The organism is Sulfitobacter noctilucicola, assembly GCF_000622385.1.
Lineage (GTDB): Bacteria > Pseudomonadota > Alphaproteobacteria > Rhodobacterales > Rhodobacteraceae > Sulfitobacter > Sulfitobacter noctilucicola.
On the sequence record NZ_JASD01000008.1, the window covers coordinates 1,887,096 to 1,911,276 of the forward strand.

Annotated in this window: 19 protein-coding genes; 8 read left to right on the forward strand and 11 right to left on the reverse strand. The window is 57.1% G+C overall.

The window, feature by feature from the left end; all coding sequences use genetic code 11:
• The first annotated feature begins 485 nt into the window (after window positions 1-485).
• Genes Z946_RS0112900 through Z946_RS0112910 form a run of 3 tightly spaced genes read left to right on the forward strand, consistent with a single transcriptional unit; the run spans window position 486 to window position 3,037 of the window.
• A complete protein-coding gene (locus Z946_RS0112900) occupies window positions 486-902 on the forward strand; it encodes a CopG family transcriptional regulator (protein WP_025056148.1) in 417 nt (138 codons plus the stop codon).
• A gap of 25 nt (window positions 903-927) precedes the next feature.
• A complete protein-coding gene (locus Z946_RS0112905) occupies window positions 928-1,938 on the forward strand; it encodes an extracellular catalytic domain type 1 short-chain-length polyhydroxyalkanoate depolymerase (protein WP_025056149.1) in 1,011 nt (336 codons plus the stop codon).
• Window position 1,939: 1 nt separating this feature from the next.
• On the forward strand, window positions 1,940-3,037 hold the full coding sequence (locus tag Z946_RS0112910) for a C45 family autoproteolytic acyltransferase/hydrolase (RefSeq protein WP_025056150.1): 1,098 nt from the start codon (window positions 1,940-1,942) through the stop codon (window positions 3,035-3,037).
• 97 nt (window positions 3,038-3,134) lie between these two features.
• On the opposite strand, the gene Z946_RS0112915 is transcribed toward Z946_RS0112910, so the two are convergent.
• Both Z946_RS0112915 and Z946_RS0112920 read right to left on the reverse strand, forming a co-directional pair.
• Window positions 3,135-5,432, reverse strand: a complete 2,298-nt coding sequence (locus Z946_RS0112915) for a TRAP transporter permease (RefSeq protein ID WP_025056151.1) — start codon at window positions 5,430-5,432, stop codon at window positions 3,135-3,137.
• A 70-nt stretch (window positions 5,433-5,502) separates the two neighbouring features.
• Complete coding sequence (locus Z946_RS0112920; RefSeq protein ID WP_025056152.1) at window positions 5,503-6,573, reverse strand: TAXI family TRAP transporter solute-binding subunit; 1,071 nt, start codon at window positions 6,571-6,573, stop codon at window positions 5,503-5,505.
• Window positions 6,574-6,688: 115 nt separating this feature from the next.
• On the opposite strand from Z946_RS0112920, the gene Z946_RS21135 reads away from it, so the two are divergent.
• Together Z946_RS21135 and Z946_RS0112930 are read left to right on the forward strand one after the other, a co-directional pair.
• Complete coding sequence (locus Z946_RS21135; RefSeq protein ID WP_025056153.1) at window positions 6,689-7,195, forward strand: MarR family winged helix-turn-helix transcriptional regulator; 507 nt, start codon at window positions 6,689-6,691, stop codon at window positions 7,193-7,195.
• A gap of 2 nt (window positions 7,196-7,197) precedes the next feature.
• Window positions 7,198-8,847 (forward strand): sulfatase-like hydrolase/transferase, encoded by a 1,650-nt coding sequence (locus Z946_RS0112930; protein ID WP_025056154.1) that lies wholly within the window; start codon window positions 7,198-7,200, stop codon window positions 8,845-8,847.
• Window positions 8,848-8,873: 26 nt separating this feature from the next.
• Here the strand turns inward: Z946_RS0112930 and yghX are convergent, their stop codons facing one another.
• The 6 genes from yghX to xylF form a co-directional block, all read right to left on the reverse strand.
• Window positions 8,874-9,773, reverse strand: coding sequence for a YghX family hydrolase (gene yghX, locus Z946_RS0112935; RefSeq protein ID WP_025056155.1), 900 nt, complete (start codon window positions 9,771-9,773; stop codon window positions 8,874-8,876).
• Between the two features lie 223 nt (window positions 9,774-9,996).
• Window positions 9,997-11,292, reverse strand: coding sequence for a xylose isomerase (gene xylA, locus Z946_RS0112940; RefSeq protein ID WP_025056156.1), 1,296 nt, complete (start codon window positions 11,290-11,292; stop codon window positions 9,997-9,999).
• 16 nt (window positions 11,293-11,308) lie between these two features.
• Window positions 11,309-12,742: a xylulokinase gene (gene xylB / locus Z946_RS0112945; RefSeq protein WP_025056157.1), complete on the reverse strand. Its 1,434-nt coding sequence runs from the start codon at window positions 12,740-12,742 to the stop codon at window positions 11,309-11,311.
• Window positions 12,742-13,491: an ATP-binding cassette domain-containing protein gene (locus tag Z946_RS0112950; RefSeq protein ID WP_025056158.1), complete on the reverse strand. Its 750-nt coding sequence runs from the start codon at window positions 13,489-13,491 to the stop codon at window positions 12,742-12,744. The genes xylB and Z946_RS0112950 overlap by 1 nt, the downstream gene beginning before the upstream one ends.
• Window positions 13,491-14,777: a sugar ABC transporter permease gene (locus Z946_RS0112955; RefSeq protein ID WP_025056159.1), complete on the reverse strand. Its 1,287-nt coding sequence runs from the start codon at window positions 14,775-14,777 to the stop codon at window positions 13,491-13,493. The genes Z946_RS0112950 and Z946_RS0112955 overlap by 1 nt, the downstream gene beginning before the upstream one ends.
• Before the next feature lie 139 nt (window positions 14,778-14,916).
• The gene (xylF, locus tag Z946_RS0112960) at window positions 14,917-15,951 is read right to left on the reverse strand and encodes a D-xylose ABC transporter substrate-binding protein (protein ID WP_025056160.1); all 1,035 of its coding nucleotides are present in this window, start codon (window positions 15,949-15,951) and stop codon (window positions 14,917-14,919) included.
• A gap of 224 nt (window positions 15,952-16,175) precedes the next feature.
• On the opposite strand from xylF, the gene Z946_RS0112965 reads away from it, so the two are divergent.
• A complete protein-coding gene (locus tag Z946_RS0112965) occupies window positions 16,176-17,438 on the forward strand; it encodes an ROK family protein (RefSeq protein WP_025056161.1) in 1,263 nt (420 codons plus the stop codon).
• Between the two features lie 11 nt (window positions 17,439-17,449).
• Window positions 17,450-18,934 (forward strand): CRTAC1 family protein, encoded by a 1,485-nt coding sequence (locus Z946_RS0112970; RefSeq protein WP_025056162.1) that lies wholly within the window; start codon window positions 17,450-17,452, stop codon window positions 18,932-18,934.
• Here the strand turns inward: Z946_RS0112970 and Z946_RS0112975 are convergent.
• Window positions 18,931-20,247: a cytochrome-c peroxidase gene (locus Z946_RS0112975; RefSeq protein WP_025056163.1), complete on the reverse strand. Its 1,317-nt coding sequence runs from the start codon at window positions 20,245-20,247 to the stop codon at window positions 18,931-18,933. The two genes, Z946_RS0112970 and Z946_RS0112975, sit on opposite strands and share 4 nt — an antisense overlap.
• 180 nt (window positions 20,248-20,427) lie before the next feature.
• Between Z946_RS0112975 and Z946_RS0112980 the strand changes: the two genes are divergently transcribed.
• Window positions 20,428-22,104 (forward strand): sulfatase-like hydrolase/transferase, encoded by a 1,677-nt coding sequence (locus Z946_RS0112980; RefSeq protein ID WP_025056164.1) that lies wholly within the window; start codon window positions 20,428-20,430, stop codon window positions 22,102-22,104.
• A gap of 15 nt (window positions 22,105-22,119) precedes the next feature.
• Here Z946_RS0112980 and Z946_RS0112985 read toward each other — a convergent pair whose 3' ends face one another.
• A complete protein-coding gene (locus Z946_RS0112985; protein WP_025056165.1) occupies window positions 22,120-22,956 on the reverse strand; it encodes an NAD-dependent epimerase/dehydratase family protein in 837 nt (278 codons plus the stop codon).
• A gap of 21 nt (window positions 22,957-22,977) precedes the next feature.
• A complete protein-coding gene (locus Z946_RS0112990) occupies window positions 22,978-24,180 on the reverse strand; it encodes an NAD(P)/FAD-dependent oxidoreductase (RefSeq protein ID WP_025056166.1) in 1,203 nt (400 codons plus the stop codon).
• Window position 24,181: the final 1 nt, after the last annotated feature.

The window sequence follows — 24,181 nt, forward strand, 5'->3', positions numbered from 1 at the left end:
GTTGAAGATTTAACATCCACACGCCCACATCTATGCGTATGTTTTACTGCGGTATCGAGGCTATTTGGCGGAGTTGAAGCTGAACTCAAACGGCTTGAGTTGCCCGCCGCTGATCCGGTTCTGACCATGCTCCAGACGGGGGTAAACTCAGCCGGGTCCCAAGTCACTCTTTTCATGCAGCTTTTTTTGTCAAATCATACCGAGGTGGGCACCAGCCAGCCCAGAACCATCGCCGAATGTCGGGCCTTGGTTCCAAGGCCATTCTATCCAGACAGGCTACAAAGACCGCACTTCCTCCGCTTCCGGACTGTAGCACATATACAACTTTTGCTGTGCTCCCCCGAACACAGATATCGAGGCGTTCAGCCTTTAAGAGCACGCTCTCCAACATTCTTAGCAATGATACATCGTGAGAATATCGGCCTCTTTCGGCTTGCGCGCAGCCTTGCGGCATCTATATACCATCCACATGGATGGAGAATCTGATGTCAAACGTGATAAGCCTTCGGGGCAAACAGCCCGATAATGAGAAAATAACAATCAACCTTGGCTTTGTTGATCTGGGAAGGATCGACCTGCTGGTGCAGGAGGGGTTTTACTCTAACCGGAGTGACCTGATCCGGACGGCGATCCGCAAACAGCTTGATATCCACGAAGCTGAAGTATCCAAAACAATAGACCGGCATACGATGGAACTGGGCCTGCGCGACTATACGGTCGCGGACCTCGAAGCGTTAAGAAACGCAGGCGAGATGCTGCACGTTCGGGTCGTGGGTCTGGCCCGTATAGCACAAGACGTGACACCGGAGCTCGCCCTTGAAACCATCGGTTCGATAACCGTCTTGGGCGCGCTTCAGGCCAGCAAGGACGTCAAGGCGGCGCTTGCAGACCGGATAACCTAACATTCTTCTTGAAAGGAAGACGATCATGATGATCAAGAACGCCCGCGCTTTGCGCAGGGCTATGGATAACACGCGCGCTGGTACCCTCATGGATGCAACCGCGCTGATACAGAAAACACTGGGCCAGCATGGTTTGCTACCATCAAACACCGATGGCATTCGTCCAAGACGACAGGGCGCACAGAATGCTGAAAAGGGGGCAGGCCGCAAGCGCTACAGCTGCCGCGCTGGTACGCGTGAGTATCTGGTACACGTTCCGGCAGGCAGAGCAGAGGGCGTCCTGCTGATGCTGCATGGTTGCACGCAAACACCCGAAGATTTTGCGACGGGCACCGGCATTGTCAACGCGGCGGTGGGAGCTGGTTTTGCCGTGGTACTGCCGGCGCAATCGCGCGGTGACAACGCACAGTCCTGCTGGAACTGGTTCAGTGGTGCAGATCAGAAACGTGGCAGCGGTGAGCCGGCAATCCTTGCTGGTCTGACGGCAGGGATTGCTAAGGCGCATGGCGTTCCGCAGGCAAAATGCTTCGTGGCAGGGCTGTCCGCGGGTGGCGCTATGGCCGTCATCCTGGGGGAGACATACCCTGATGTCTTCGGTGGCGTCGGGGTTCATTCGGGCCTTCCTTACGGTTGTGCACGTGGTGTGAACGAAGCCTTTGCTGCAATGGGTGGCAGCGCGACCAGACGAACCGCCAAGAGCGACGGCGAAATGGTGCCAACGATCATCTTCCACGGCACAAGTGATGCCACAGTGAAAATGTCAAACGGCGAGCAGATCGTAGATGACGCGCTAAACCGCGTGAAAGGTCCACAGACCCAGATCGTAACGGAAGGCACCACCGCAGGCCGCGCATTTACCGCGATGACATCACTTGATGCGAGGGGGCGGCCTGTTGCCGAATACTGGCAGATAGAGGGGCTTGGCCATGCATGGTCAGGCGGGAATGCTAAAGGCTCTTATGCAGATCCCAAAGGTCCCGATGCTACCGCAGAAATGCTGCGCTTTTTCAAATCACTCTCAACCTCAAAGGTTTGATATGACTTACCATTCTTTGACATTCGACGCTGTTTCCGAAGCAACACCCGGTCCGAAATGGGCGGCGCGCTGGGCACGTTCATGGCCCGCGTATGAGCCATGGTTCGTGGCCCGCGGCGGTGATGCAGGACCATCTCGTCAGGCCTGCGCAGAGGCGCTCGAAAGCCACATGCCGGAACTGGTCGAAACCTACGACCGGCTTGTGGCTATTGCAGGCGGGGGTGATCGGGCCGCACGCTTTCTCTCCACTTGGTGCCCGCCGAGCTATTTGGGAGGCTGCTCACTCGCCTGCGCGGTGTCCGCCGACGATATACGCTTGGTCCGCAACTACGACCTGTCGCCTGACCTGAATGAGGGGCTTTTGCTCCACACTGCATGGCGCGGCAAAAAGGTAATGGGGATGGTCGAGTTTCTCTGGGGGCTCTCCGACGGCATCAATGAGGCGGGACTGTCCATTGCGCTGGCCTACGGGGGCCGGCAGGAAACAGGTGAGGGCTTCGGGATTACCACGATCCTGAGGTATGTGTTGGAGACCTGCGAAAACGTCGATGATGCCTTGGCCGCCCTTCACCGTGTCCCGTCGCATATGTGCTACAACATTCTGGTGGCGGATGCCGGTGGTAATGCAGCTTCGGTAGAGGTCTACGCCGGAGGAGGGGCAAAAGAACAACCGCTTCCCATCGCTACGAACCATCAAAACGATGGCTCGACACCGGATCGCGGTGACTTCACTCAGACCCATAAACGCGCAGCACACCTCAAATCGGTTCTGGACGCTGATCCGATACCTGCCAGCCTTGTAGAAGACTTCTTGGCGCATCCCTTACGACAAGACCGCTACGGTGAGGGGTTCGGAACGCTGTTCACGGCAGAATACAAACCCCGACAAGGGGCGATGATGCTTCATTGGCAGGGCGAGAATTGGACGCAGTCGCTTGATAGTTTCTACGAAGGCCAGCGCGTCATTACCTATGGCGGTAACACCGCTCCGACGGCACCCCTCTATGATATTGACTGGGTCGCAATTGGTCAGGCCTACGCGCGGGGCGATTATCCCGATTGGCGCAGCTTCGTCTCCGGTTGGTCAAACGCTGCTTGATCGAAGAGGGCCGCAAGACAGCATAAAGTATGCGCTCTTGCGGCCCCGTCTGTCCAAGTCGCTTGATATTAGGTCAGGGTATAAAACCTCGGAAAGGCTACGCAGCGCGCGTTGAACTCTGGCGCATCGCAATGATCTGCCTGCCCAGAACCAGCAGCGCGATACATAGCCCGATCCACATGATGACCGGCGATTTCCATAGGATCAGGACCGCTACAGCAATCCGCAGCATGCTTTCGAACTTGCTGATGGCGATAAGGTCAAAGCGCGCCAGCGCAGAGGCAAGAAGATACAGCGCAATCACAAGCCTTGCGCCTAGAAAGGCCAGGGCAGGCCAATCAACAACGCCTGTGTATCCTTCGATCAGGCTCCGCTTTCCCGCAGCGTCAGTGATTGTCACCGCTTCTTCGATCAGCAAAAGCTCGGGATACCATGCAAAAACGAACGGGATGGTGAACATCACCACACCGACACGAAGGGCGGCAATGCTTGTGCGCATCGGCTCTGTCCGGGTGATCGAGGCGGCAGCAAAAGCGGCAATTGCCACTGGCGGTGTGATCGCGGAGGCCACTGCAAAATAGAAGACAAACATGTTCGCTGTGAAAAAGCTGACACCAAGATTGGCGAGCAGTGGCCCCAAAAGCAGGGCAACATTCACATAGGCAGGCACCGTGGGCATGCCCATGCCCAGCAGGATTGAACACAACATCGCGCAGACCAGTGCGAGCATCAGATAGACCCCACCGACAATCTCGACCTCGACTCCAAAAAGGGTAATCTGTGTCGCGTTCTCCAGCCATGCCGTGACGGAGCGGGTCAGCTCCCCCGTAAGGCCACTTTCATTCAGAAAGGCAGATATGATCGAAACCGCAAATAGCAACAAAAACAGCCGCGATATCAGGATGCCGCCCTCTGCAACAGAAACCAGAACCTTCGACGGCGCAGCGCGTGTTTCAGGATCAAGGAACAGCAGCGGCAACAGGACCGCGACAGCCCACCATCCAGCCGACACAGCATCGCCAGTGCCGTTCACCAGCGTCTGTGTAACGCCGCTGGGCAGAATGGAAGCCAGAAAGCCGGAGCCGATGGCATCTTTGCTGCCCAGAAGCAGGCAAAGGATCGTCAAGATCGGGACGCAGATGATAATCAGGTTAAGCCAGTCCTGCCGCACCATAACCAGATCATCCGGTACTTCCCGCATGGCCTGCACTTTTTCGCGCCGGGCCTGAAACATAACCGCGAGAAAGATCGAAAAGAAGAAACAGACCGCTGGCAGGAAAGCGGCTGTAATCACCTTGGTATAGGGAACTGCGGTCAATGCCACCAAAACAAAGGCCGCAACACCCATAACCGGCGGCATGATCTGCCCGCCTGATGACGCTGCCGCTTCGACACCACCAGCAAACTGCGGGCTGAAACCGTTGCGGCGCATCATCGGAATGGTCAGCCGTCCAGTTGACAGCACGTTTGTCACAGGTCCGCCGGTTATGGTGCCAAACATTGCGGAGGACACAATGGCCGCATGGGCAGGACCCCCGCGCAGATTGCGCGTCATACGTACAGCCAGTTTGATAAGCGATGTGCCACCAGCCGAAGAGCCGAACAATGCGCCGAGGATTACATAGGGGAAAACCTGATTGACGATAATGTCCATGAACCGCCCCATGAAACCGTCGGGCGTGATGAAAATGTTGGTGCTTTTCTGAATGGCGGCGGCCAAGGCATCACCGCCATCGGCCCCCAGTTTTGTCAGCAAAAAGTTGTTGGTGCTCAAGTCGAACACCCAGATCAATGCGGTGGCAACCGTATAGATCACGACGACGCTCGCGACCGCCACCAGCGGGGCACCCCAGACGCGGATATTATACAAAAAAAACAGAGTGATGATGGTGAAAAGCAACGGGATGATCCAGACACCGAACCGTGCTTGGCACGATGGTACCTCCGCATCAAAGCTCATGCCCGGTATCACGTTGGCAGACCGCTCCGCCGCTTCTTTGATCAGCCGTGCCCTTTCACCGGTGAGCTGGTCAACCAGACATACGGAATCGATCTCTACCCAGAAACCGACGGCAGCCAGAACCGCCGCAAATACAAGACCGCCATCCAGCAAAGCGCCCAACCAGGCCCGCGAGGGGTTTGTATCCCGCCAGGCGCGATAGATGCTGGCATCAAGCGCCACAATCACCATCATCAACACGAAAATCGGTGGGTAGAGGTACTCGGGAGGGAAGCTGGAAACGCGGAAAAACTTGATTCCGGTAACATCTCGCGCCCAGTCCTGAAGGCCTGCGATTTCCGGCATGGTGTTCAACATACCGACAACAACAAGGATCACTGCAAGAACAAGCGCAAGCCGTTGGCTAAACCGCCGTGGCTGGGGAAGATCAGTCATGTTTTGAGTACCCTAGAGGACCGCGAACCTGCCGCGATCCTCATGAAGCAATTATTTAAAGGCGCCCGTGTTACGGGCGAAGGCAATCGGCAACCGCGTGGCCGGCATCTTCATACGCGCGAACAGCGCCGGGATGCAGGCGCATATCGACCGCGCCACACACGCCCTGGCTGGTGCCGTCAAGATCGCCAAAGGTCATGAACAGGTATGGGCCACGGGGGGATCCCGTCTCAAATCGGGCCTGTCCTTCGAGGTAGGCAGTGGTGATTTTGTAGACGAGGTCCTCATCTAGGTTCGCAGGCACGATCTGGGCAAACGCAGTGGCATAGCTGTCAAAGGTGTCGTCATCGGTGACGATCGTGATGTCATTGCCGGCATAGGCCGCGCGGTATTCCTCAACCGGTACGGAGTAAGGTGCATGACCGGGTGCTGACGCGATCTGCTGGCCCAATTCGCTGTTCAACAAATCAGACGGAATGTCGTAAATTTTCGTGGCGCCTGCTGCGGCAATTGCTATCTGGCGGCCGGACGGCAAACCTTCGGGGATGGTCCAGCCATCAGCGCCACCTCCTGTGATCGTGGAAACCGTGTCTGGCCAAGGGCTTTGAACGCTTTCGTATCCTTCTCCGTCGTCTTTCAAACCGGCAAGAAGCTGTACAGTTGCGCGGCCTGACGTCAGTGCCGCGCCGCGTGGCGGGCCGTTCCAGATGCGCATACCCTCAAGGTTGCGGATGTCGGAAATTGCACCGCTGTCATAGTGACCGAAGATCTGGGCAGAAGCGGCGGTAAAGAAAATGGCGCGCAGATTGCCTGCAAGTTCAGCACCGCGATCCGGTCCTATGCCGCTGTATGGGCCAATGCCTTTCGCCAGCAGGAAGGGCAGGATCAGCGGCGCAGGTGCCATGTCCAACTGACCTTCTGCCACAGCCTGTACCGAGTTTGTGAGTGTCGCACCTTCAGTGATCTGAAGCGTGGCAATGCCCGCGCTTTCCAGTACTGCCGCAAGCGTGGTGTCGATGTAGTGCGGTGTTGACCCTGGCGATGTAGTTTCTGCCGTGAGCGTTGCCTGTGCCAGCGCGGCGACAGGCGTCATCAAAAGTCCTGCCGCTACAACGGACTTTGCGATCATGTGTTTGAACATGTATTCCTCCCTGGTTTTGCCACCGCCTCCACACGGTCACGTCCCGAGCTTACAAAATTTATGTGACTTGTCACGTAAATAATTTACTGCTCTACTTCCTGTCATGGAGGAATAGATGGCCAATGATTTGAGCAGGACCCGCGCAGAGAGGGTCGCGCACCGGAAATCACATCAGGAGGCGAATATCTTCAGTCGGCTTGCCGCTGCCAGTGCTACCTCTCGGGCGCATGCACAAAGGTTGCTGAAGCAATCCAGCGGCCTGTCGATTGTAGAGTGGCGCGTTCTTTGGGATTTGTCGGAAGCGCAACCGCTAAGCGTGCGGGATTTTGCAAACATCCAGCGCAATGACCATTCGCTGATCAGTCGCGCTTTGCCGCAAATGCAAAAAAAGGGATATCTGGTCCTTTCCCAGGACCCGAATGACAAGCGTCAAACCCTCGTGACGCTGACAGAGAAAGGGCGCGCCGCATTCGATCAGGCTGCACCCATCATGAAGGCGAGGCGCGACATGCTCCGTGCGACCTTCACAGCTGAAGAAGCTTCACTTTTCCTCACATTCATCGAGCGGTTCGAGAATAGTCTTGAACCATCCTCGGGTCAGAAGAATATCGAAACGGAGTGAACGTGGCCGAAAAACATCCGAACGTTCTGTGGATCATGGCGGATCAATTGCGCTTTGATTACCTTAGTTGCTACGGGCATCCCCACCTGCACACGCCCCATATTGACGCGTTGGCCAAGCGGGGTGTGAAGTTTAACAAGGCTTATGTTCAGTCTCCGGTATGTGGACCGTCACGGATGTCGGCCTATACGGGGCGCTATGTCCGCAGCCATGGTTCCACCTGGAACGGAATGCCCCTGCGGGTGGGCGAGCCGACCTTGGGCGACCATCTGCGCCAAAGCGGCGCGCGGGCGGTTCTTGTGGGAAAAACTCACATGACCGCGGATGCAGAGGGCATGGCATGGCTGGGTATCGACCCCAAAAGCGAAATCGGGGTCAGTCGGTCGCAATGTGGATTTGACCCTTTCGAGCGCGACGACGGCCTGCATCCCGACAGCCTGAGGCAGAACTGGTCAGCCTATGACGATTACCTAGAGGCGCAGGGATACAAGAGTGATAACCCATGGGGTGACTTCGCAAATTCTGGAAAAGATGCGGATGGCGATCTGCTTTCGGCTTGGTTGCTGAAAAATTCCCGCCTTGCCGCAAATGTCCCCGAAGAGCATTCCGAAACCGCTTATATGACCGACCGAGCAATCGCCTTTATGCAAGGGGCAATAACTGACGACCGGCCGTGGGTGTGCCACCTGAGCTATATCAAACCCCACTGGCCCTACATTGTGCCTGCTCCCTACCATGACATGTATTGCGAAAGGGATATCGTAGACCCCGTTCGCTCCGACGCAGAACGTGATACCTCCCATCCCTTGATGCGGGCCTACCTTGATGCGCGCGTCTGCAAAAGCTTTTCGCGGGATATGGTCCGCGAACACGTAATCCCCGCCTACATGGGGCTGATCAAACAGCTCGACGATAATCTGGGGCGGCTATTTGCGTGGATGGAGAGCAAAGGGCTGAGCGATAATACGATTGTCGCATTTACCTCGGACCATGGTGACTACATGGGGGACCACTGGATGGGGGATAAAGATTTCTATCACGAAATGGCGGTCAAAGTGCCTCTGATCATCGCCGATCCTCGTCCCGAAGCAGACCGGACACGCGGTAGCGTCAGCGAGGACTTGGTCGAGATGATTGATCTGGCACCCACATTTATGGCGGCCACCGGATGCCCCCCGAAACCTCATATCGTTGAAGGCCGCGACCTGACCCCGATCCTGCATGGCAAGCAGGGCTTCTCCCGGCGCTACGTCATCAGCGAGCATGACTACCACTGGTCGGAGATGGCTCGGACGCTGGAGGTGCCGCAAGAAGACGCGCATACAACGATGATTTTTGATGGCCGTTGGAAGTACATCCGGTGTGAAGGATTCCGGCCTATCCTATTCGATCTTGTAACCGATCCGTCGGAGTTGACCGATTTAGGCGGATCAGAAGACACGACCCACATCGCGGCAAGAGCAAGGATGGAAAGCGCATTACTGACGTGGGCGACACGACATCATAGCCGCATCACGGCCACATCGGAGGTTCTCGACAGGCAAAAGAAGTCGGCCCAAACAGGCATCCTGATCGGGTTCTGGGATGAAGCCGAGTACGAGGAGGCCAGCGGCATCGCATTTCGTGACCTCAAACCAGTGGGGCGGCCCTAGACTTCAGGCCACTGCAAAACACCTTACTACCCACGCACATGTGTATCGAAAAACGCGATGGTCCTCTTCCAAGCAAGTGACGCAGCTTCTTCGTCGTATCGGGGTGTCGTGTCGTTGTGGAAACCGTGGTTCACTTCGGGGTAAAAGTGGACGCTGAATTCTTTCTGTGCCGCCTTCAACGCCTCTGAATAGGCAGGCCATCCCGCATTGATCCGCTCATCAAGTCCGGCATACTGAATCATCAAAGGGGCCTTGATCGCAGGCACATCTTCAGCTGCGGGCTGCCTGCCGTAGAACGGAACAGAGGCTGCCAGATCGGGATAGGCCACGGCGAGCGCATTGCATACGCCACCGCCATAGCAAAAGCCGACGGCACCGACTTGGCCTGTGCTGTCATGATGGTCGCGCAGGAATTCAAAAGCGGCAAAGAAGTCTTCCATGAGTTTGGCCCCGTCCAGACTACGTTGCATTTCGCGACCTTCCTCGTCTGTGCCGGGATAACCTCCCAAAGGGCTAAGCCCGTCAGGACCAATCGCAAGGTATCCGGCCTTGGCCGTGCGGCGGACAACGTCTTCGATATAAGGGTTCAGACCGCGGTTCTCGTGGACGACCAGCACAGCAGGTAGTCTGCCTGAAGCGTTTGCGGGTCGCGCCATCAATGCGTTAATCGTCCCGTGTCCGTCCGGGCTTTCATAGGTGGTACGTTCGGTCACGATATCGGGATCGTCTTCGGCAACCTGCTGTGCAAGGGCATAGTTCGGCTGCAACTGCTCAAGGATCATCGCACCGGTTACGCCGGCCACAGCGTATTTACCTGCTTGCGCGATAAAATCCCGCTTGCTCATTTTGCCGTGCACATAGCCGTCAAAAATCTCCAGAATGCGCGGATCGAAATCGCTGGCCTTCTTGCGCGGAGGCTGGGTCATCGAAAACTCCTTTCGGGTGAGAGAGCAGCCACCCAAGACTGCCTTCCCTCAACCCTAGAGGATTCGCATTTCCGCACAACAATTTCGTTTGCCATGCGCCGGGCCATGCCGAAACTGTGATGAGCAAGTATGTCCACCGCATTTCATTTGTGCAGGCTAGATGACTTCGTTCGTTCCGGTATCGGTCGGGCGACCTCCTCCAGCCCAGCGGCTCTGAAAAGACCTATACGAAACGGTTGACGATATTCTCAAGGATTTCCTGCCGTCCGGAACGGGGTTGCGGATCTATATTACCTTCCGCGACCAGCCCTGCGACCTCTGACAAATCCATCTTCAACATCGACTGGGCCGGCTCTCGCTGCCATCCTTCGTAACGGGCTTCGCGTGCACGCTCCAACGCGCCATCTTCCAGCATCGCGGCAGCCGCTTTGAGGCCACGCGCACAGACATCCATGGCACCCGCGTGTGAGGCAAGGAGGTCTTCGGGATCCAAAGACTGACGGCGCAGTTTGGCGTCAAAGTTCGTGCCACCACGACCCAGGCCGCCGCCTTTCAGTATTTCGTAATAGGCCAGCGCAATTTCCGGCACATTGTTGGGGAATTGATCGGTATCCCAACCGGATTGGTAATCGTTACGGTTCATGTCGATGGACCCGAAGATACCAAGTGCATTGGCCATCGCAATTTCGTGCTCAAAGCTGTGACCCGCCAGAATGGCATGGCCCTGTTCGATGTTCACCTGAACTTCGTTCTCCAGCCCGTAGCGCTTGAGAAATCCATAAACCGTGCTGACATCGTAGTCGTACTGGTGCTTTGTCGGCTCTTGCGGTTTTGGCTCGAGCAGGATCGCGCCCTCAAAACCGATCTTGTGTTTGTAATCGACGACCATTGTCAGGAAACGGCCCATATGGTCCATCTCTTGCTTCAAATCGGTGTTCAGCAGTGTCTCATATCCTTCGCGCCCGCCCCAGAGCACATAGTTCTCGCCCTTCAGTGCATGTGTCGCATCCATGCAGAGTTTTACTGTGGCAGCAGACCATGCATAGACATCCGGGTCAGGGTTTGAGGCGGCGCCGGCCATAAACCGACGGTTGGAAAAGAGGTTTGCCGTCCCCCACAGGAGCCGCGTCTTGCTGGTCTCCATCTTCTTCGCGAATATGTCCGTTATCTCGCGGAAGTTCTTTTCACTTTCGGCAAAGGTCGCGCCTTCGGGGCGAATGTCGGCATCGTGGAAACAAAAGAAGGGCGCATTGAGGATGTCGAACATTTCGAAGGCCACGTCCGCCTTGAGCCGCGCACCTTCCATGGTTTCGTTGAACCACGGACGCTCGAACGTCTGTCCGCCAAAGGGATCACCGCCGGGCCATGCAAAGCTGTGCCAGTACGCGACAGCAAACCGCAGATGGTCTTCCATCCGCTTGCCCATCAGCATCTCGTCCGGATTGTAGTGACGGAAGCCAAGATCCGTTGTGTCGGGATCGAAAGTTAGCGGGGCAATATCGCCGAAAAACTGGCTCATGATAGAATCCTTTGGGTCAGAGGTCGCGCAGGACGGAATAGGCGTGGCGGTAACGGGCATGGCTTTCGGCGAAGGCCGGAACCAGTGAGGCATCGGGCATGTGTGTGTGTGCGATGGGGGGCGGGGTCGCGATACCAACGTCAGCGCCAGTGGCGGCCATCATCCCAAGCCGTGCAGCTCCGATAGCCGCGCCGTAGTCACCGGCAACGGGCAGATGGAGCGGAAAATCAAGAGCCGTGGCCAGAACGTCCAGCCAATAACCGGACTTGGATCCACCACCCAACGCCAATGCCTCTGCTATCTTGGTGCCGGTGCTGGCCAGAGCGTCGCGGCAATCGGCGAATGCAAATGCAACGCCTTCAAGTACCGCGCGGGCAGCTGTACTTGCATCCGTTGCATGGTCAAGATGCAGGAATTGTCCACGTATCCGCGCATCGTTATGCGGCGTGCGCTCACCGCCCAGATAGGGCAGGAACAACGTCGTCGAGGGGGCTTGCAGCCTGCCAAGATCAGCGGTCAGAGCGGCAGCGGATTTTCCCGTCAGCCGCGACAGCCATTCCAGCGCATCCGTTGCTGCAAGGATGACACCCATCTGATGCCATGTGTCGGGGACCGCGTGACAAAAACTATGCACAGCAGAGGCGGGATCTGGGCGGTAGCCGTCGTTCGCAGCAAAAAGCACACCGGAGGTGCCCAGGGACAGGAATGCACTGCCGTCCTTGACCACGCCCGCACCAATGGCGGCGGCGGCATTGTCTCCGGCACCGCCTGCAACCGTCACGTCCTTGGCACCCAGAACCTGCGCAAGCGCAGGGCGCAGCTTACCTGACGGGGCTGACCCTTCGACAAGGGCGGGCATCTGGTCTCGGCCAAGACCACAGGCCTCCAAAAGGGGGTCTGACCAATCGCGCCGACCAGTATCAAACCACGCTGTACCCGCCGCATCTGACATTTCAGATACATGACCGCCGGTCAGATAGAGGCGCAGCGCGTCCTTTGGCAGCAATATCTTTGCGATCTGTTCGAATATCTGCGGCTCATGCTTACGGACCCATGCCACTTTCGGTGCAGTGAAGCCGGGGAAAACGATGTTACCTGTAATTGAACGGAATTGGGGGTCCGCATCCATCTCGGCGGCCTCTTTGTGGCTGCGCGTGTCGTTCCACAACATACAAGGACGCAAAGGTTTGTCGGCCTCATCGAACAACGTGGCACCATGCATATGACCTGACAGGCCGATCCCTGTCACAGTGCTGCAATCAACCGTTGCGGCCAAAGCGCTCAACGCGGCATCCGCAGCCTTAAACCAGCTTGCCGCATTCTGTTCTGACCATCCGTCATGCGGCCGCTCAACACTTAGCGGTACCGAATGCTCTGCCAGAACCCGCTGCTGATCGTCGATCAGGATCGCCTTGAGCGAAGAGGTCCCTAAATCAAGCCCGATGAACATTATGCAGCGGCCTTCGGGTTTTTGCCCAGAATAATCATCGACAGAATATCATCCTCGGTTACATCCTCGACCCGTTCGGTTCCGACCATCTGGCCATTTTTCATCACCGATACACGGTCACAAAGCTCCATCATCTCGCGGGTATCATGGCTGATCAGGAAGATGCCCAAGCCCTGTTTCTTCAGCTCTTGGATCAACTCTGCCACCATCGCTGTCTCATGTACGCCCAGTGCGGCTGTGGGTTCGTCCATAATGAGGATTTTTGCGTTGAAATAGACGGCGCGCGCAATAGCCACGGACTGGCGTTGTCCACCGGACAAAGCCGACACAGGTTCTTTCAGCTTTTTGAAATTCGGGTTTAGCCGCGCCATGATCTTGCGTGTCTCGGCTTCCATCCGGTCATCATCGACAAACCCCAAGGGTGTCGTCAGCTCGCGCCCAAGAAACAGATTTGACGCCGCATCCAGATTGTCGGCCAAGGCGAGCGTTTGGTAAATTGTCTCAATGTTATGATCGCGGGCATGACGGGGCGTTGCGATCTCGGCCCTTTTGCCGTTGATGTAAATTTCGCCGCTGTCCATCTTGTAGGCCCCCGACAGCATTTTGATGAGCGTCGACTTGCCTGCACCATTGTGACCAAGCAGCCCCACAACTTCGCCCGGGTATAATTCGATGCTCACGCGGTCGACCGCCTGCACACCACCAAAGGCGATAGAGACGTCTTTCATTTCTACCAAAGGAGTTGTCATTACTTCGCCCCCACACGTTTACGATATTGAATGTCGATGAAGACCGCAAAGACCAAGACTGCGCCTACCACGATATTCTGCAGCGGAGCGTCCACACCGACCATCGCCATGCCTGATTGCAGCGACTGCATAATCAGCGCACCTAGGATCGCGCCGTAGATCGTTCCGATCCCGCCCGAGAGCGCAGTTCCGCCAATCACCGCAGCCGCAATCACGCGCAACTCATCCAGTGTGCCCAGATCGTTTGAATGGTTGGCCAGACGGGCCGAAGCCACCACCGCCGAGATGGCGCAAAGCACACCCATCAGCGCAAAAATCTTGACCGTCAGCATCCGTGTGTTGATGCCGGACAGCTCCGCCGCATCAGGGTTGCCACCAGTTGCAAAGATGTAGCGCCCGAAACGGGTGCGGCGCGCGATCACTGTCATCACGATGGCAATTGCCAGCAACAACAAAACTGAAATCGGCAGACCATAGACCGGCGTGCAGCCTTCGGCGACTTCGCAGCCATATCGCGCAGGGTCACGCGCCACGACGCGTCCAGGCACTGCATAATTGGTCAGGATCGCGATGAAGCCTGCAATCGCTGCAACACAGATGCCGGCGAGGGACAGCTCGGCCCACATCGGCTTGACCGGAAAGCCATGCGCAACTTTGGTGCGACGTGCGCGAAAGATCATCACGATGGTGGCGACAATCGCCACAGCACCCAGTGCCCAGCTCAGCGGCCCTCCCAGCGTGCCGTTGATCCCGCCGAAGGTCATAAACGTTTTATCAAGCGGGCCGATGGTCTGACCGGACGTCTGATACCATCCCACGTTCCGCCAAACGAGAAAGCCACCCAAGGTAACGATGAAAGCCGGGATGCCCTGATATCCGATCAGCCAGCCGTTAAAGGCACCTATAACACCGCCCAAGACAACGCCCGCGGTGATAGCAATCCACGGAATGGCCCAGTGGCCGATCTCCAGCCCCAGTCCCGGCAGGAACCGGACTTGTGTCATCGCCATAAGCGCCGAACAGGCAGCAAGGACCGCGCCGACGGACAGATCAATGTGGCGGGTGACAATCACGAACACCATGCCCGTTGCCATGATAGCAACAGAGGCCGTCTGGATTGTAAGGTTAAAGATGTTGCGGGGGGTGAGGAAACGCCCGTCTGTCAGCACGTTGAAAACCAGCGCTACCAGTATGAAAGCCCCGATCATCCCAAGCAGCCGCGTATCGACTTCCAGTGATTTCAGAAAGGATTTGCGCGTAGGCGCCGTGGCGGTTTGATCGCTCATTTCAGATACTCCTGTTGGTGCGGCGCGGGCGTAAAAGCCGCCGTTCCAATTCGGGTAGGGAATTTCAGGAAAGGGGAGATGTGCTCCGGCCGCAAGACTGATGAGAGGCCGGAGCAGGTTTCAATCTAAGGAGGTTAGATCAGTTGCAAGGAGCCGGGCCGCCGGAAACACCTTGGCAAAGCTTGTCTTTTTCGATCCAGCCTGCGTCAACAACTGCTGACAGATTGTCTTTTGTCACAGGAACCGGTGCGAGGAACTTGGCCATCATCTTGGTGCCTGCGGGGCTTTCCCATTCGGCAGAGCCGTCAACCGCGCTCATGTCGCCGTCCGATTTGGCCAGTGCAACAGCGATTTCACCGGCCGCTTTGCCCAGTTCACGCGCGTCTTTCCAGACCGAAACAGTTTGCGTGCCCAGTGCGACACGGTTCAGGGCGGCGTGGTCACCGTCCTGACCGGACACCGGAATGCCTTCCATGCCCTGTGCTGTAAGCGCTGCAACGACGCCGCCTGCTGTACCGTCGTTTGAGGCCACAACCGCATCAACACCGTTGTCATTTGCGGTCAGGATCTGCTCCATGTTGCGCTGCGCGTTCGCGGGCAACCAACCATCCGTATAAGCCTCGTCAACGATGGTGATGTCACCGGCGTCGATCGCTGCCTGCAGGACCTCTTGCTGTCCGCCACGCAGAAAATCGGCGTTTGGATCGGTGGGTGAACCCTTGATCATGACATAGCGTCCCTTGGGGGCCGCTTCGAGAACCGCACGCGCCTGCATCCGGCCAACTTCGACATTGTCAAAGGTCAGGTAAAACGCGCGTTTGTCTTCGATCAGGCGGTCATAGCCCACAACCGGAATGCCTTCGGCAGCAGCGGCGTCAACAGCTGGGCCAATGGCCGCGCTGTCTTGGGCCAGAATGATAAGGGCATCAACGCCCTGCGCGATCAGGCTTTCAACATCCGACAGCTGCTTGGCCGAAGACGACTGCGCATCAGCCGATACATAGTTCGCACCGGCAGCGTCCAGCGCGCCCTTGATTGCGGCCTCGTCGGTTTTCCAGCGCTCTTCCTGAAAGTTGGACCAGCTGACGCCGACGGTCATCGCATGGCCGTCGGCCAAAGCGGATGTTGTGAAACCAGCCACAGCCACAGCTGCCGCTACGATAAACTTTTTCATGTATTCCTCCCAGAACAATAGCCCTCCCAACTAGGAAGGGGACCGAGTCGTTTGCCCGGTTGGATTGAACTTGCCAGATTTATTTTAGTTGTCAAAATAAAAATTTGCAAAAATCGTACGTCAGGCAAATTTTTCCTTTCAATATTTCGATTTTAAGACCAGTCTTTGCCAAATCATGTGTTGGTCAGGGGTTTCTGACCTTATTTATTTTAGGTTTCGAAAATATGGACGGCGAAAGAGACATAGCGCAACTGAACGCCGCAACGGGTTGCGGTCCTTTGCTGTCCAGTCCGCCGGAAACAAAGCAGCCCTTGCGCCAGCGTGTGTTCGAATATGTGCGTGCGCACGGAAATGCTGCTCGCAGTGACATCAGCCGCGATCTGGGTGTCAGTCCCGGATCGGCAACCACGCTGACAGCCGAGTTGATGCAGGCCGGTTTGCTGCGCGAAGTCGCAGAGGTACAACGCGAGCAGAGCAGGGGGCGGCCGCGGGTTGCGCTGGAGATCGTGCCCGAAGCGGGATACATCATTGGCATCAAATTGGGGGATGCCCAACACACCGCAGCGCTTGCTGATTTCACCGGGACCATGGTCGCTGATGTGACCATCCGGCATGCACGCAACAGCAGGTCCATGGCGGATGTACTTGACGAAATCGAGACCTTGATTGAGGCGCTTTTGGATAAGGCAGGCATGCAGTTGTCTGCGGTGCATGGCATCGGCGTGGGCATGGCGGGAATCATCGGCCATGAGACAGGCATTGTACATTGGTCACCCCTGCTGGATGCGCGCGACCAGCCCTTTGGCGACGCGTTTGAAGCCCGACTGGGCCGTCCGGTTTTTCTTGAAAACGACGCCAACATGCTAACCATGGCGGAACTGTGGTTCGGGGCAGGTCGGGGCCTGCGCGATTTTGCTGTGGTCACCATCGAGAACGGCGTTGGCATGGGACTGGTGCTCGACAACCAACTTTATCGTGGATCTTTCGGTATGGGGCTGGAGCTTGGTCATACTAAGGTCCAGATGGACGGTGCACTGTGCCGTTGTGGCCAACGCGGCTGTCTGGAGGCTTATCTGTCCGACTACGCACTGGTGCGGGAAGGTGCGACGGCACTGAATCTCGCGCCCGAGGCCAAGGCCGGATTTCAGGTCGTGCTCAGCGACCTTCTGAAGGAAGCGCAAAACGGTAACATCGCGGCACGCAAAGTGTTTCAGCGGGCGGGCCGGTTTCTGGCACTTGGCCTATCGAATGTCATTCATCTGTTTGACCCCGCGCTGATCATCTTGTCTGGTGACCGGATGACACATGATTTCATGTTTGAGGAAACTGTCGTGGAAGACGTGCAGGCGCTGTGTTTGTCGCGCGGCCAGATGCCATGCCAGATCAAAGTACACTCTGGCGGTGATCTCGATTGGGCGCGCGGGGCTACAGCACGTGCGCTTTCCGAAGTCACACATGATCTTTTCAACGGAGATACTGCCGGATGAAAGCCAAGGCGATGGCTGCGACTGTTCTGTGCTGCATATGGGGGCAGGCGGCACTTTGTGATATTGCTTTCATAGACCGTTCCGATTTGCTGCCGCAGCATATCTATTCGGGCGGATGGGAGCACTTTGTCGGGGGCGGTGTGGCCGTTTTCGACTGCAACGGGGATGCGCTGCCGGACATGTACGTCGCAGGTGGCGAAAGCCCTGCGCAGATGATGCGCAACGAGGGCGGTTTTGCCTTTAAATCTGTTGCAGTGCCTGAGCTTTCTGGCGTCACAGGGGCCTATCCGCTGGATATGAATGCAGATGGATTGATGGACCTTTTCGTGCTGCGTGTCGGTCCCAATGCTGTGTTGAAGGGGCAACCGGATTGCCGCTTTGAGGATACAACGGTGGACTGGGCATTGCCAGCATCCGACCGGTGGACGACAGCATTTTCCGCATGGTGGGAGCCGGATGCCGATTGGCCAACACTGGCTGTCGGAAACTATGTAGACCGCGCCGATCCTGACGGCCCCTTTGAAGCCTGCGATGAAAACGAACTGCTTGTCCCAAGTGCTGATGGGTACGCAGCTTACCCGCTCAAGCCGGGGTTTTGCCCGTTGTCGATGCTGGCTGCCCGCGATGCATCGGGCAGCTTTCGTCTGCGCGTCTCGAACGACCGTCATTACTACGTCAAAGGCGGGTCCGAGCAGATGTGGGACATCGCAGAGCAGCGTTTTCTGAGCGAAGCAGACGGCTGGCAGAACCTCGCGCTTTGGGGCATGGGGATCGCGTCACGTGATTTGACCGGCGACGGCGCGGATGAGGTGATGCTGACATCCATGGGCGATCAGGTGCTTCAGCTGGCCCAACCCACAGGAACCTACACCTCCGCGCCCTATGAGATCGGGACCTATGCGCAGCGCCCGCACACCGGCGGCGATGGCCGCCCGTCAACAGGCTGGCACGCAGAATTCGGCGACATCGACAACGACAGCCGCGCGGATTTGTTTATCGCGAAGGGGAATGTGGATCAGATGCCGGGAATGGCCACACGTGATCCCAATAACCTGTTGATGCAAAGCACCGGTGGGCGCTTTGTCGAAGTGTCACAAGCCGCTGGTGTCGCGACACTTTCGCGTTCGCGGGGTGCAGCGCTTGCGGATTTCGATCTGGACGGGCGGCTTGATCTGGTCGTGATGAACCGTCGTGCGCCGATGGAACTTTATCAGAATGTGACCGAAGGCACTGGCAACTGGCTCCGCATCGCCCTGTCTCAAGAGGGCGGCAACCGCAATGCCATCGGCGCGCGTGTTTCGGTCAGTACCGGCGCACGGGTTCAATCCGCACAAAAGCTAGTTGGCGGTGGACACGCGGGAGGGCAGGCCTTGCCGCTACATTTCGGCTTAGGGGAAGCGACTGATGCCGCCGTACGGGTCGAATGGCCCGACGGGACGACGACGCAGACGACGGTTTCGGCGGGGCAAACCGTCACAATCAGCAAGGTGCCTTAGGGTACCGGCAATCCGCTTGGCACCGTGGCTGGTATGCCCAGACGGCCCTCAACCGCCGCACTGTCTGTCAGTGTTTCAAGAAAGGCCGTAATTGCGGCAATCTCTTTGGCTTGCAGAGCCACCGTTGGGGCCGTCACCGCCTTTGAAATGGCTTCAACTTGTGCCGCGTCTTCCATCACATCAAAATCGTTAGACACAAATTGCGGCAGTCTGACGGTCGTCGGATCAAACGTCTTGATTGACCCTGCCGGATCTGCGTGGGCTGCCAAAAACTCTGCCAGATCGGCATGCGCACCGGCGTGCCCGTAGGGTGCTGTCAGCGCGACATTGCGCAGCGACGGTGTACGAAAAGCATACATGTCGCCCGGATCGCCAGTCACCAGAAAGCGCCCCTCGTCGCGGTGGTGGTTCTGGAAGCTGGTGGCTTTGCCCGGCCCGATCTGAGGGGCGCCCATGGCGTGAAACTTATGATCTGTCAGGAACGGACCGCTGTGGCAACTGGCGCACCCCGCGTTGCCGTAAAACAACCGCAAGCCTTGCGCCTCTGCTCCGCTGAGCTTTTCCTGTCCGCGCAAGACAGCATCAAAGCGTGACGTGTCAGAGCGCCACTCATACCCCATAAACACCGCGATCGCATTGGAGATATCGGTAAACGCGATGTCTTCAGCAGCGTGGATATGCGGATAGAAGCTGATGAACCGATCCGCGTATTCAGGGATTTCCGCAACACGGCGTGCTATCAGATCCCACGCACCGCCCGGTCCGCTGATCAAACCCTGCCGTACGGCACGCCCCACTTCATTCTCGCGGTAACCGCCTGCCATCTCGGCCGCGCTAAGCACTGGAAACATGGTCTGCGCAGACAGGAGCGAAGCAAAACCTGTTAGCATATCGGCATCCATTGGAGTGCGGATGCCGCCGGGTTGGCTGTCGTCCAGCTCAAGCCGTCCGTCATGAAACAGCACTGTGAATTCGTTCGCTGCGAGATTGAAAAGAGCTGGCGCATTGCGCGGGATGCGTTCGTCAGGGGGGGTGGCAGGATCAACCTGGCGCTCCGGCCCCAGACCCACGCCGCCTTCACCGATTGCCAGTGCAACGCCGTCAGCGGTTGCAAGTGAAGGATGGTGGCAGGTCGCACAAGCGATATTCTTGTTGCCGGACAGGATCGGATCGTAGAACAGCAGTTGCCCTAATACAGCTTCTTCATAGGGGACGGGGGCGAACATGTCGTCGTGAACCGGTGCCGGCAGGGTCTGTGTCCAACCGGTGGCAGGAACAAGCGCCAGCAGCGCAAAGATCAAAGCATGTCTCATCGGCAGTCCCAACACGTTCTCGCAGGCTTAAATAAACACACTCTGCCCCGCAGCGCCAAGAGCGCTTTCACTAAGAAGCACAGACACTTGGCTATTGATGCAAAATCTGGACAGACAGGGGGAGGAGCGGCTTGGAATTCGGCGGTAACTTCGCCAAAGTGCACCAACGGAGGATGAGCAATGACAACCAAGCAGCCGGATCATGGGGCACGCCCCAACATTCTGTTCATCATGTATGATCAGTTGCGTTTTGATTATCTTTCCTGTGCAGGCCATCCGCATATGGACACCCCGAACTTTGACCGCGTGGCGGCAAAGGGCGTGCGCTTTACCAACGCCTACATCCAATCGCCCATTTGCGGCGCGTCACGGATGAGCACCTATACAGGGCGCTATACCTCTTCGCACGGGGCGCAGTGGAACGGATTCCCCTTACGGGTGGGCGAGCAGACGATGGGAGATCATTTGCGCCGTGAAGGCATGGAATGCTGGCTGATTGGCAAGACGCATATGAAGGCCGATGCCGAAGGAATGGCGCGGCTTGGGCTCAGTCCTGACAGTATGATCGGAGCGCGGCAAGCCGAATGCGGCTTTGACGTTTGGGTGCGCGATGACGGTCTTTGGGGTGAAGGGCCGGATGGGTTTTATGATTCAAACCGTTCGCCTTATAACGCCTACCTCAAATCAAAGGGCTATCCGTCCGAAAACGGCTGGCACGACTTTGCCAACGCGGGCGTCGATGACGAGGATAATCTCGCGTCCGGGTGGATGTTCGCGAATGCGGACAAGCCTGCCAACATCGCCGAAGAAGACAGCGAGACACCATGGCTTACGCGGGAAACAATCCGCTTTATCGATCAGGCCAAGGACGGTTGGTGCGCCCATGTCAGCTATATCAAACCGCATTGGCCCTATATCGTACCAGCCCCTTACCACGATATGTACGGGGCCAACCACGTACCCCAAGCCATGTGCAGCGAGGCAGAACGGGTTGATCCGCATCCCGTTTACGGTGCCTACATGCAGAATAAAATTGCCAGAGCCTTTCAGCAAAACGAGGTGCGCCAAAAGGTGATCCCGGCCTACATGGGACTGATCAAGCAATGCGACGACCAACTAGGCGCCCTGCTGGATCATCTTGAGGCGACGGGCCGGATGGACAATACGATGATCGTGCTGACCTCTGACCACGGTGACTATCTGGGCGATCATTGGCTTGGTGAGAAAGACCTCTTTCACGAACAGTCCGTGAAAGTGCCGATGATCATCTATGATCCAAGCACCGCCGCTGATGCCACACGTGGCACAACCTGTAACGCCTTGGTCGAAGCCATTGATCTGGCACCAACCTTTGTCGACCGTATCGGCGGGAAGATCGCAGATCACATTCTTGAGGGGCGGTCCTTGTTGCCGTGGCTCTATGGAAAAACGCCGGAATGGCGCGATTTTGCAATCAGCGAGTACGACTATTCTGCCACTCCGCAGGCTGTGAAACTCGGGTTGGAACCCCGGGACGCGCGGCTCTTTATGATCTTTGATGGACGCTACAAGATGATGCACGCCGAAGGCGGCTTCCGTCCGATGTTGTTTGATCTGGAAAACGATCCCGAAGAATTTGACGATCTTGCCAAAGGCGATACACACAAGGCGGAGATCGAGCGGCTTTACGGACTGCTGGCTGTCTGGGGCAGACGCATGTCGCAACGCGTCACAAAATCAGAAGACGATATCAAGGGCATGCGCGGCGCGTCCCTGCGCAAGGGCATCCTGCCTTTCCTTGTTGATGGCTCGGAAGTACCGGAAGAACTAACCGCAAAGTACCGCGGCAAAGCTCCGGCGAAATACACGCCGGAGTAAATCTCAGCCTGACGCTCAGGTCTTTTTGCGGTCGTCTACAATGCCCATGCTGCCGACAGCACTTTGCCCCAACGGGATCGAGGCGAAAGGCCCGCCATGGCACATGGTCCCGATATCTGTAGGATCGGCCTGCGGTGCCTCCGCCAAAATCTGTTCGGCAAACTGTTCTGCGTTGTCTTGCGGGCGGTATCCCAGAAACGAGGCGAGCGCGTTATCGACCGGCGCGCGGTCATTGGCGGACACACCATAGGCAATGGTGAAACCCACCACCGGTGTGTCGATGGCTACGCGAACCAGCCGTACCAGATCATCGTAGGACAGCCACGACCCCAGCGCGCGCGGGTTGGTAACCTGTGCCGCCGACAGGATGCGCAGATGTACTGACTCCATCTGCCGCTTTTCCCAGTACATACGCCCCAGATCTTCGGTAAAGCACTTTGCAAGGCCATAGAAAGTATCAGGCCGGTGCGGCACATCGGTGCCGATAAATTCGGTTTTGGGGTACATGCCAACCGCATGAATTGAGGACGCATAGACCACGCGGCGCACGCCGTGCCGGTGACCTGCTTCCCAGATGTTGTAAGATCCGATGAAGTTGGGGCCGAGCATCTCTTCAAAAGGTACTTCGTCAACGATGGCACCAAAATGCACAACCATATCCGCGCCTTCGACAAGCGGTTCGATCTCGTCGAACTTGGCAAGATCCGCCTTCACATAGCGTTCGCCGTCATAGAGATTGCCGATGTCGTCCGCGATGTCTGTGCTGACCAGTTCATCGCACATCTTGCTCAGCGGTTCGCGCAGATACGACCCCAGCCGCCCTGCGGCACCCGTCAGCACCAGTTTCTTCAGTTTCATATTGCTCTCCTGCCGCTAGATGACTGCTTTTTCAACGAAATGATGGTTCTTTTCGATCCGCTCGTAGCTGAATTGACCAAGATCGAGGCTCCGATATTTACCATAGGCAATCAGTTCTGCAGCGCCACGCCCAAGGGCAGGGGACTGCTGCAACCCGTGACCGGAAAAACCGTTTAGAAAGATGAAGTTTGCGACTTTGGAATGGGGCCCGACGACCGCGTTCTGATCGAAGGTGTTGAAGGCATAATGCCCGACCCATTCGTTGATGACCTTGACCTGTTCAAATGCTGGCACGCGCGTGGCGATGATCGGCCAGACTTTTTCCTGCCAAAGGCTGTGGTCAAAGGCGAAGTCGTCAAATTCAACATCAGGGTCCACATCGGGTGGACAGCCGGCAAGGTAGTACTTTCCTTCCGAGCGCATGTGTACGCCGGAGGGATCAATCGTGAGAGGCAGATCACGGTCCAGCGGATGTGCGGCGTCAAAGATGAACGTATAGCGTTTGCGCGGACGTACCGGCAGCTCCAGCCCCGCCATGCGGGCTGTCGCCACAGCGCGCGGGCCGGATGCGTTTACGACTGTGCCGCAGGCAATGCGGTCACCGGATTTCAAGGTAACGCTATCCACCGCAGTCCCCTGCGGATTCAATGTCATCGATGTGACTTCGTCGTGGATATATTCAACACCGTTCTTGCGTGCCATGCGCTTGAACCAGTCAAACATGGTGCCACCATCGAAGTAGCCTTCATCCACCAGATTGTGGTTGGCCGCAATGATATCGTCGAGCTGGTAAAAGGGATAATCAGCGGCAACTTCCGCAGCTGTCATGTGCCGCGTCTGCGCCCCCTCGGCCATCTGGATCGCTTGGGATTCCTTCAGGGTCTGCGCGAATTCTGGCGTGTCGGCCAGATACATGTAGCCGTAGCTTTGCAAAGTCAGATGCGGCACTTCGGGATCGCCGCCCATGTAGCGCCGGAAACTCTTGATAAACTCGGCCCCGAAACGCGAAATCTGGATGTTCGTGCGATTGGAAAACTGCTGCCGGATGCAGGAGTTGGTATGGCTCGTAGAGGCATTGGTATACGTCGGGTCGCGTTCGATCACGAGGATGCGCCCCTCAAACCCGTCCATCTGCGTCAGCCACCAGGCGACCGCCGAGCCGTAAATGGCACCGCCAACCACCACCACATCATAAGTTTTATGTTTTGCAGATCCCATT

Coding starts and splice junctions, on each gene's coding strand:
- Z946_RS0112915 (WP_025056151.1), bottom strand. CDS start 5,432: ATGACTGATCTTCCCCAGCCACGGCGGTTTAGCCAACGGCTTGCGCTT.
- Z946_RS0112990 (WP_025056166.1), bottom strand. CDS start 24,180: ATGGGATCTGCAAAACATAAAACTTATGATGTGGTGGTGGTTGGCGGT.
- Z946_RS0112975 (WP_025056163.1), bottom strand. CDS start 20,247: ATGAGACATGCTTTGATCTTTGCGCTGCTGGCGCTTGTTCCTGCCACC.
- Z946_RS0112950 (WP_025056158.1), bottom strand. CDS start 13,491: ATGACAACTCCTTTGGTAGAAATGAAAGACGTCTCTATCGCCTTTGGT.
- Z946_RS0112910 (WP_025056150.1), top strand. CDS start 1,940: ATGACTTACCATTCTTTGACATTCGACGCTGTTTCCGAAGCAACACCC.
- Z946_RS21135 (WP_025056153.1), top strand. CDS start 6,689: ATGGCCAATGATTTGAGCAGGACCCGCGCAGAGAGGGTCGCGCACCGG.
- Z946_RS0112905 (WP_025056149.1), top strand. CDS start 928: ATGATGATCAAGAACGCCCGCGCTTTGCGCAGGGCTATGGATAACACG.
- Z946_RS0112955 (WP_025056159.1), bottom strand. CDS start 14,777: ATGAGCGATCAAACCGCCACGGCGCCTACGCGCAAATCCTTTCTGAAA.
- yghX (WP_025056155.1), bottom strand. CDS start 9,773: ATGACCCAGCCTCCGCGCAAGAAGGCCAGCGATTTCGATCCGCGCATT.
- Z946_RS0112920 (WP_025056152.1), bottom strand. CDS start 6,573: ATGTTCAAACACATGATCGCAAAGTCCGTTGTAGCGGCAGGACTTTTG.
- Z946_RS0112900 (WP_025056148.1), top strand. CDS start 486: ATGTCAAACGTGATAAGCCTTCGGGGCAAACAGCCCGATAATGAGAAA.
- Z946_RS0112980 (WP_025056164.1), top strand. CDS start 20,428: ATGACAACCAAGCAGCCGGATCATGGGGCACGCCCCAACATTCTGTTC.
- xylB (WP_025056157.1), bottom strand. CDS start 12,742: ATGTTCATCGGGCTTGATTTAGGGACCTCTTCGCTCAAGGCGATCCTG.
- Z946_RS0112965 (WP_025056161.1), top strand. CDS start 16,176: ATGGACGGCGAAAGAGACATAGCGCAACTGAACGCCGCAACGGGTTGC.
- xylF (WP_025056160.1), bottom strand. CDS start 15,951: ATGAAAAAGTTTATCGTAGCGGCAGCTGTGGCTGTGGCTGGTTTCACA.
- xylA (WP_025056156.1), bottom strand. CDS start 11,292: ATGAGCCAGTTTTTCGGCGATATTGCCCCGCTAACTTTCGATCCCGAC.
- Z946_RS0112970 (WP_025056162.1), top strand. CDS start 17,450: ATGGCTGCGACTGTTCTGTGCTGCATATGGGGGCAGGCGGCACTTTGT.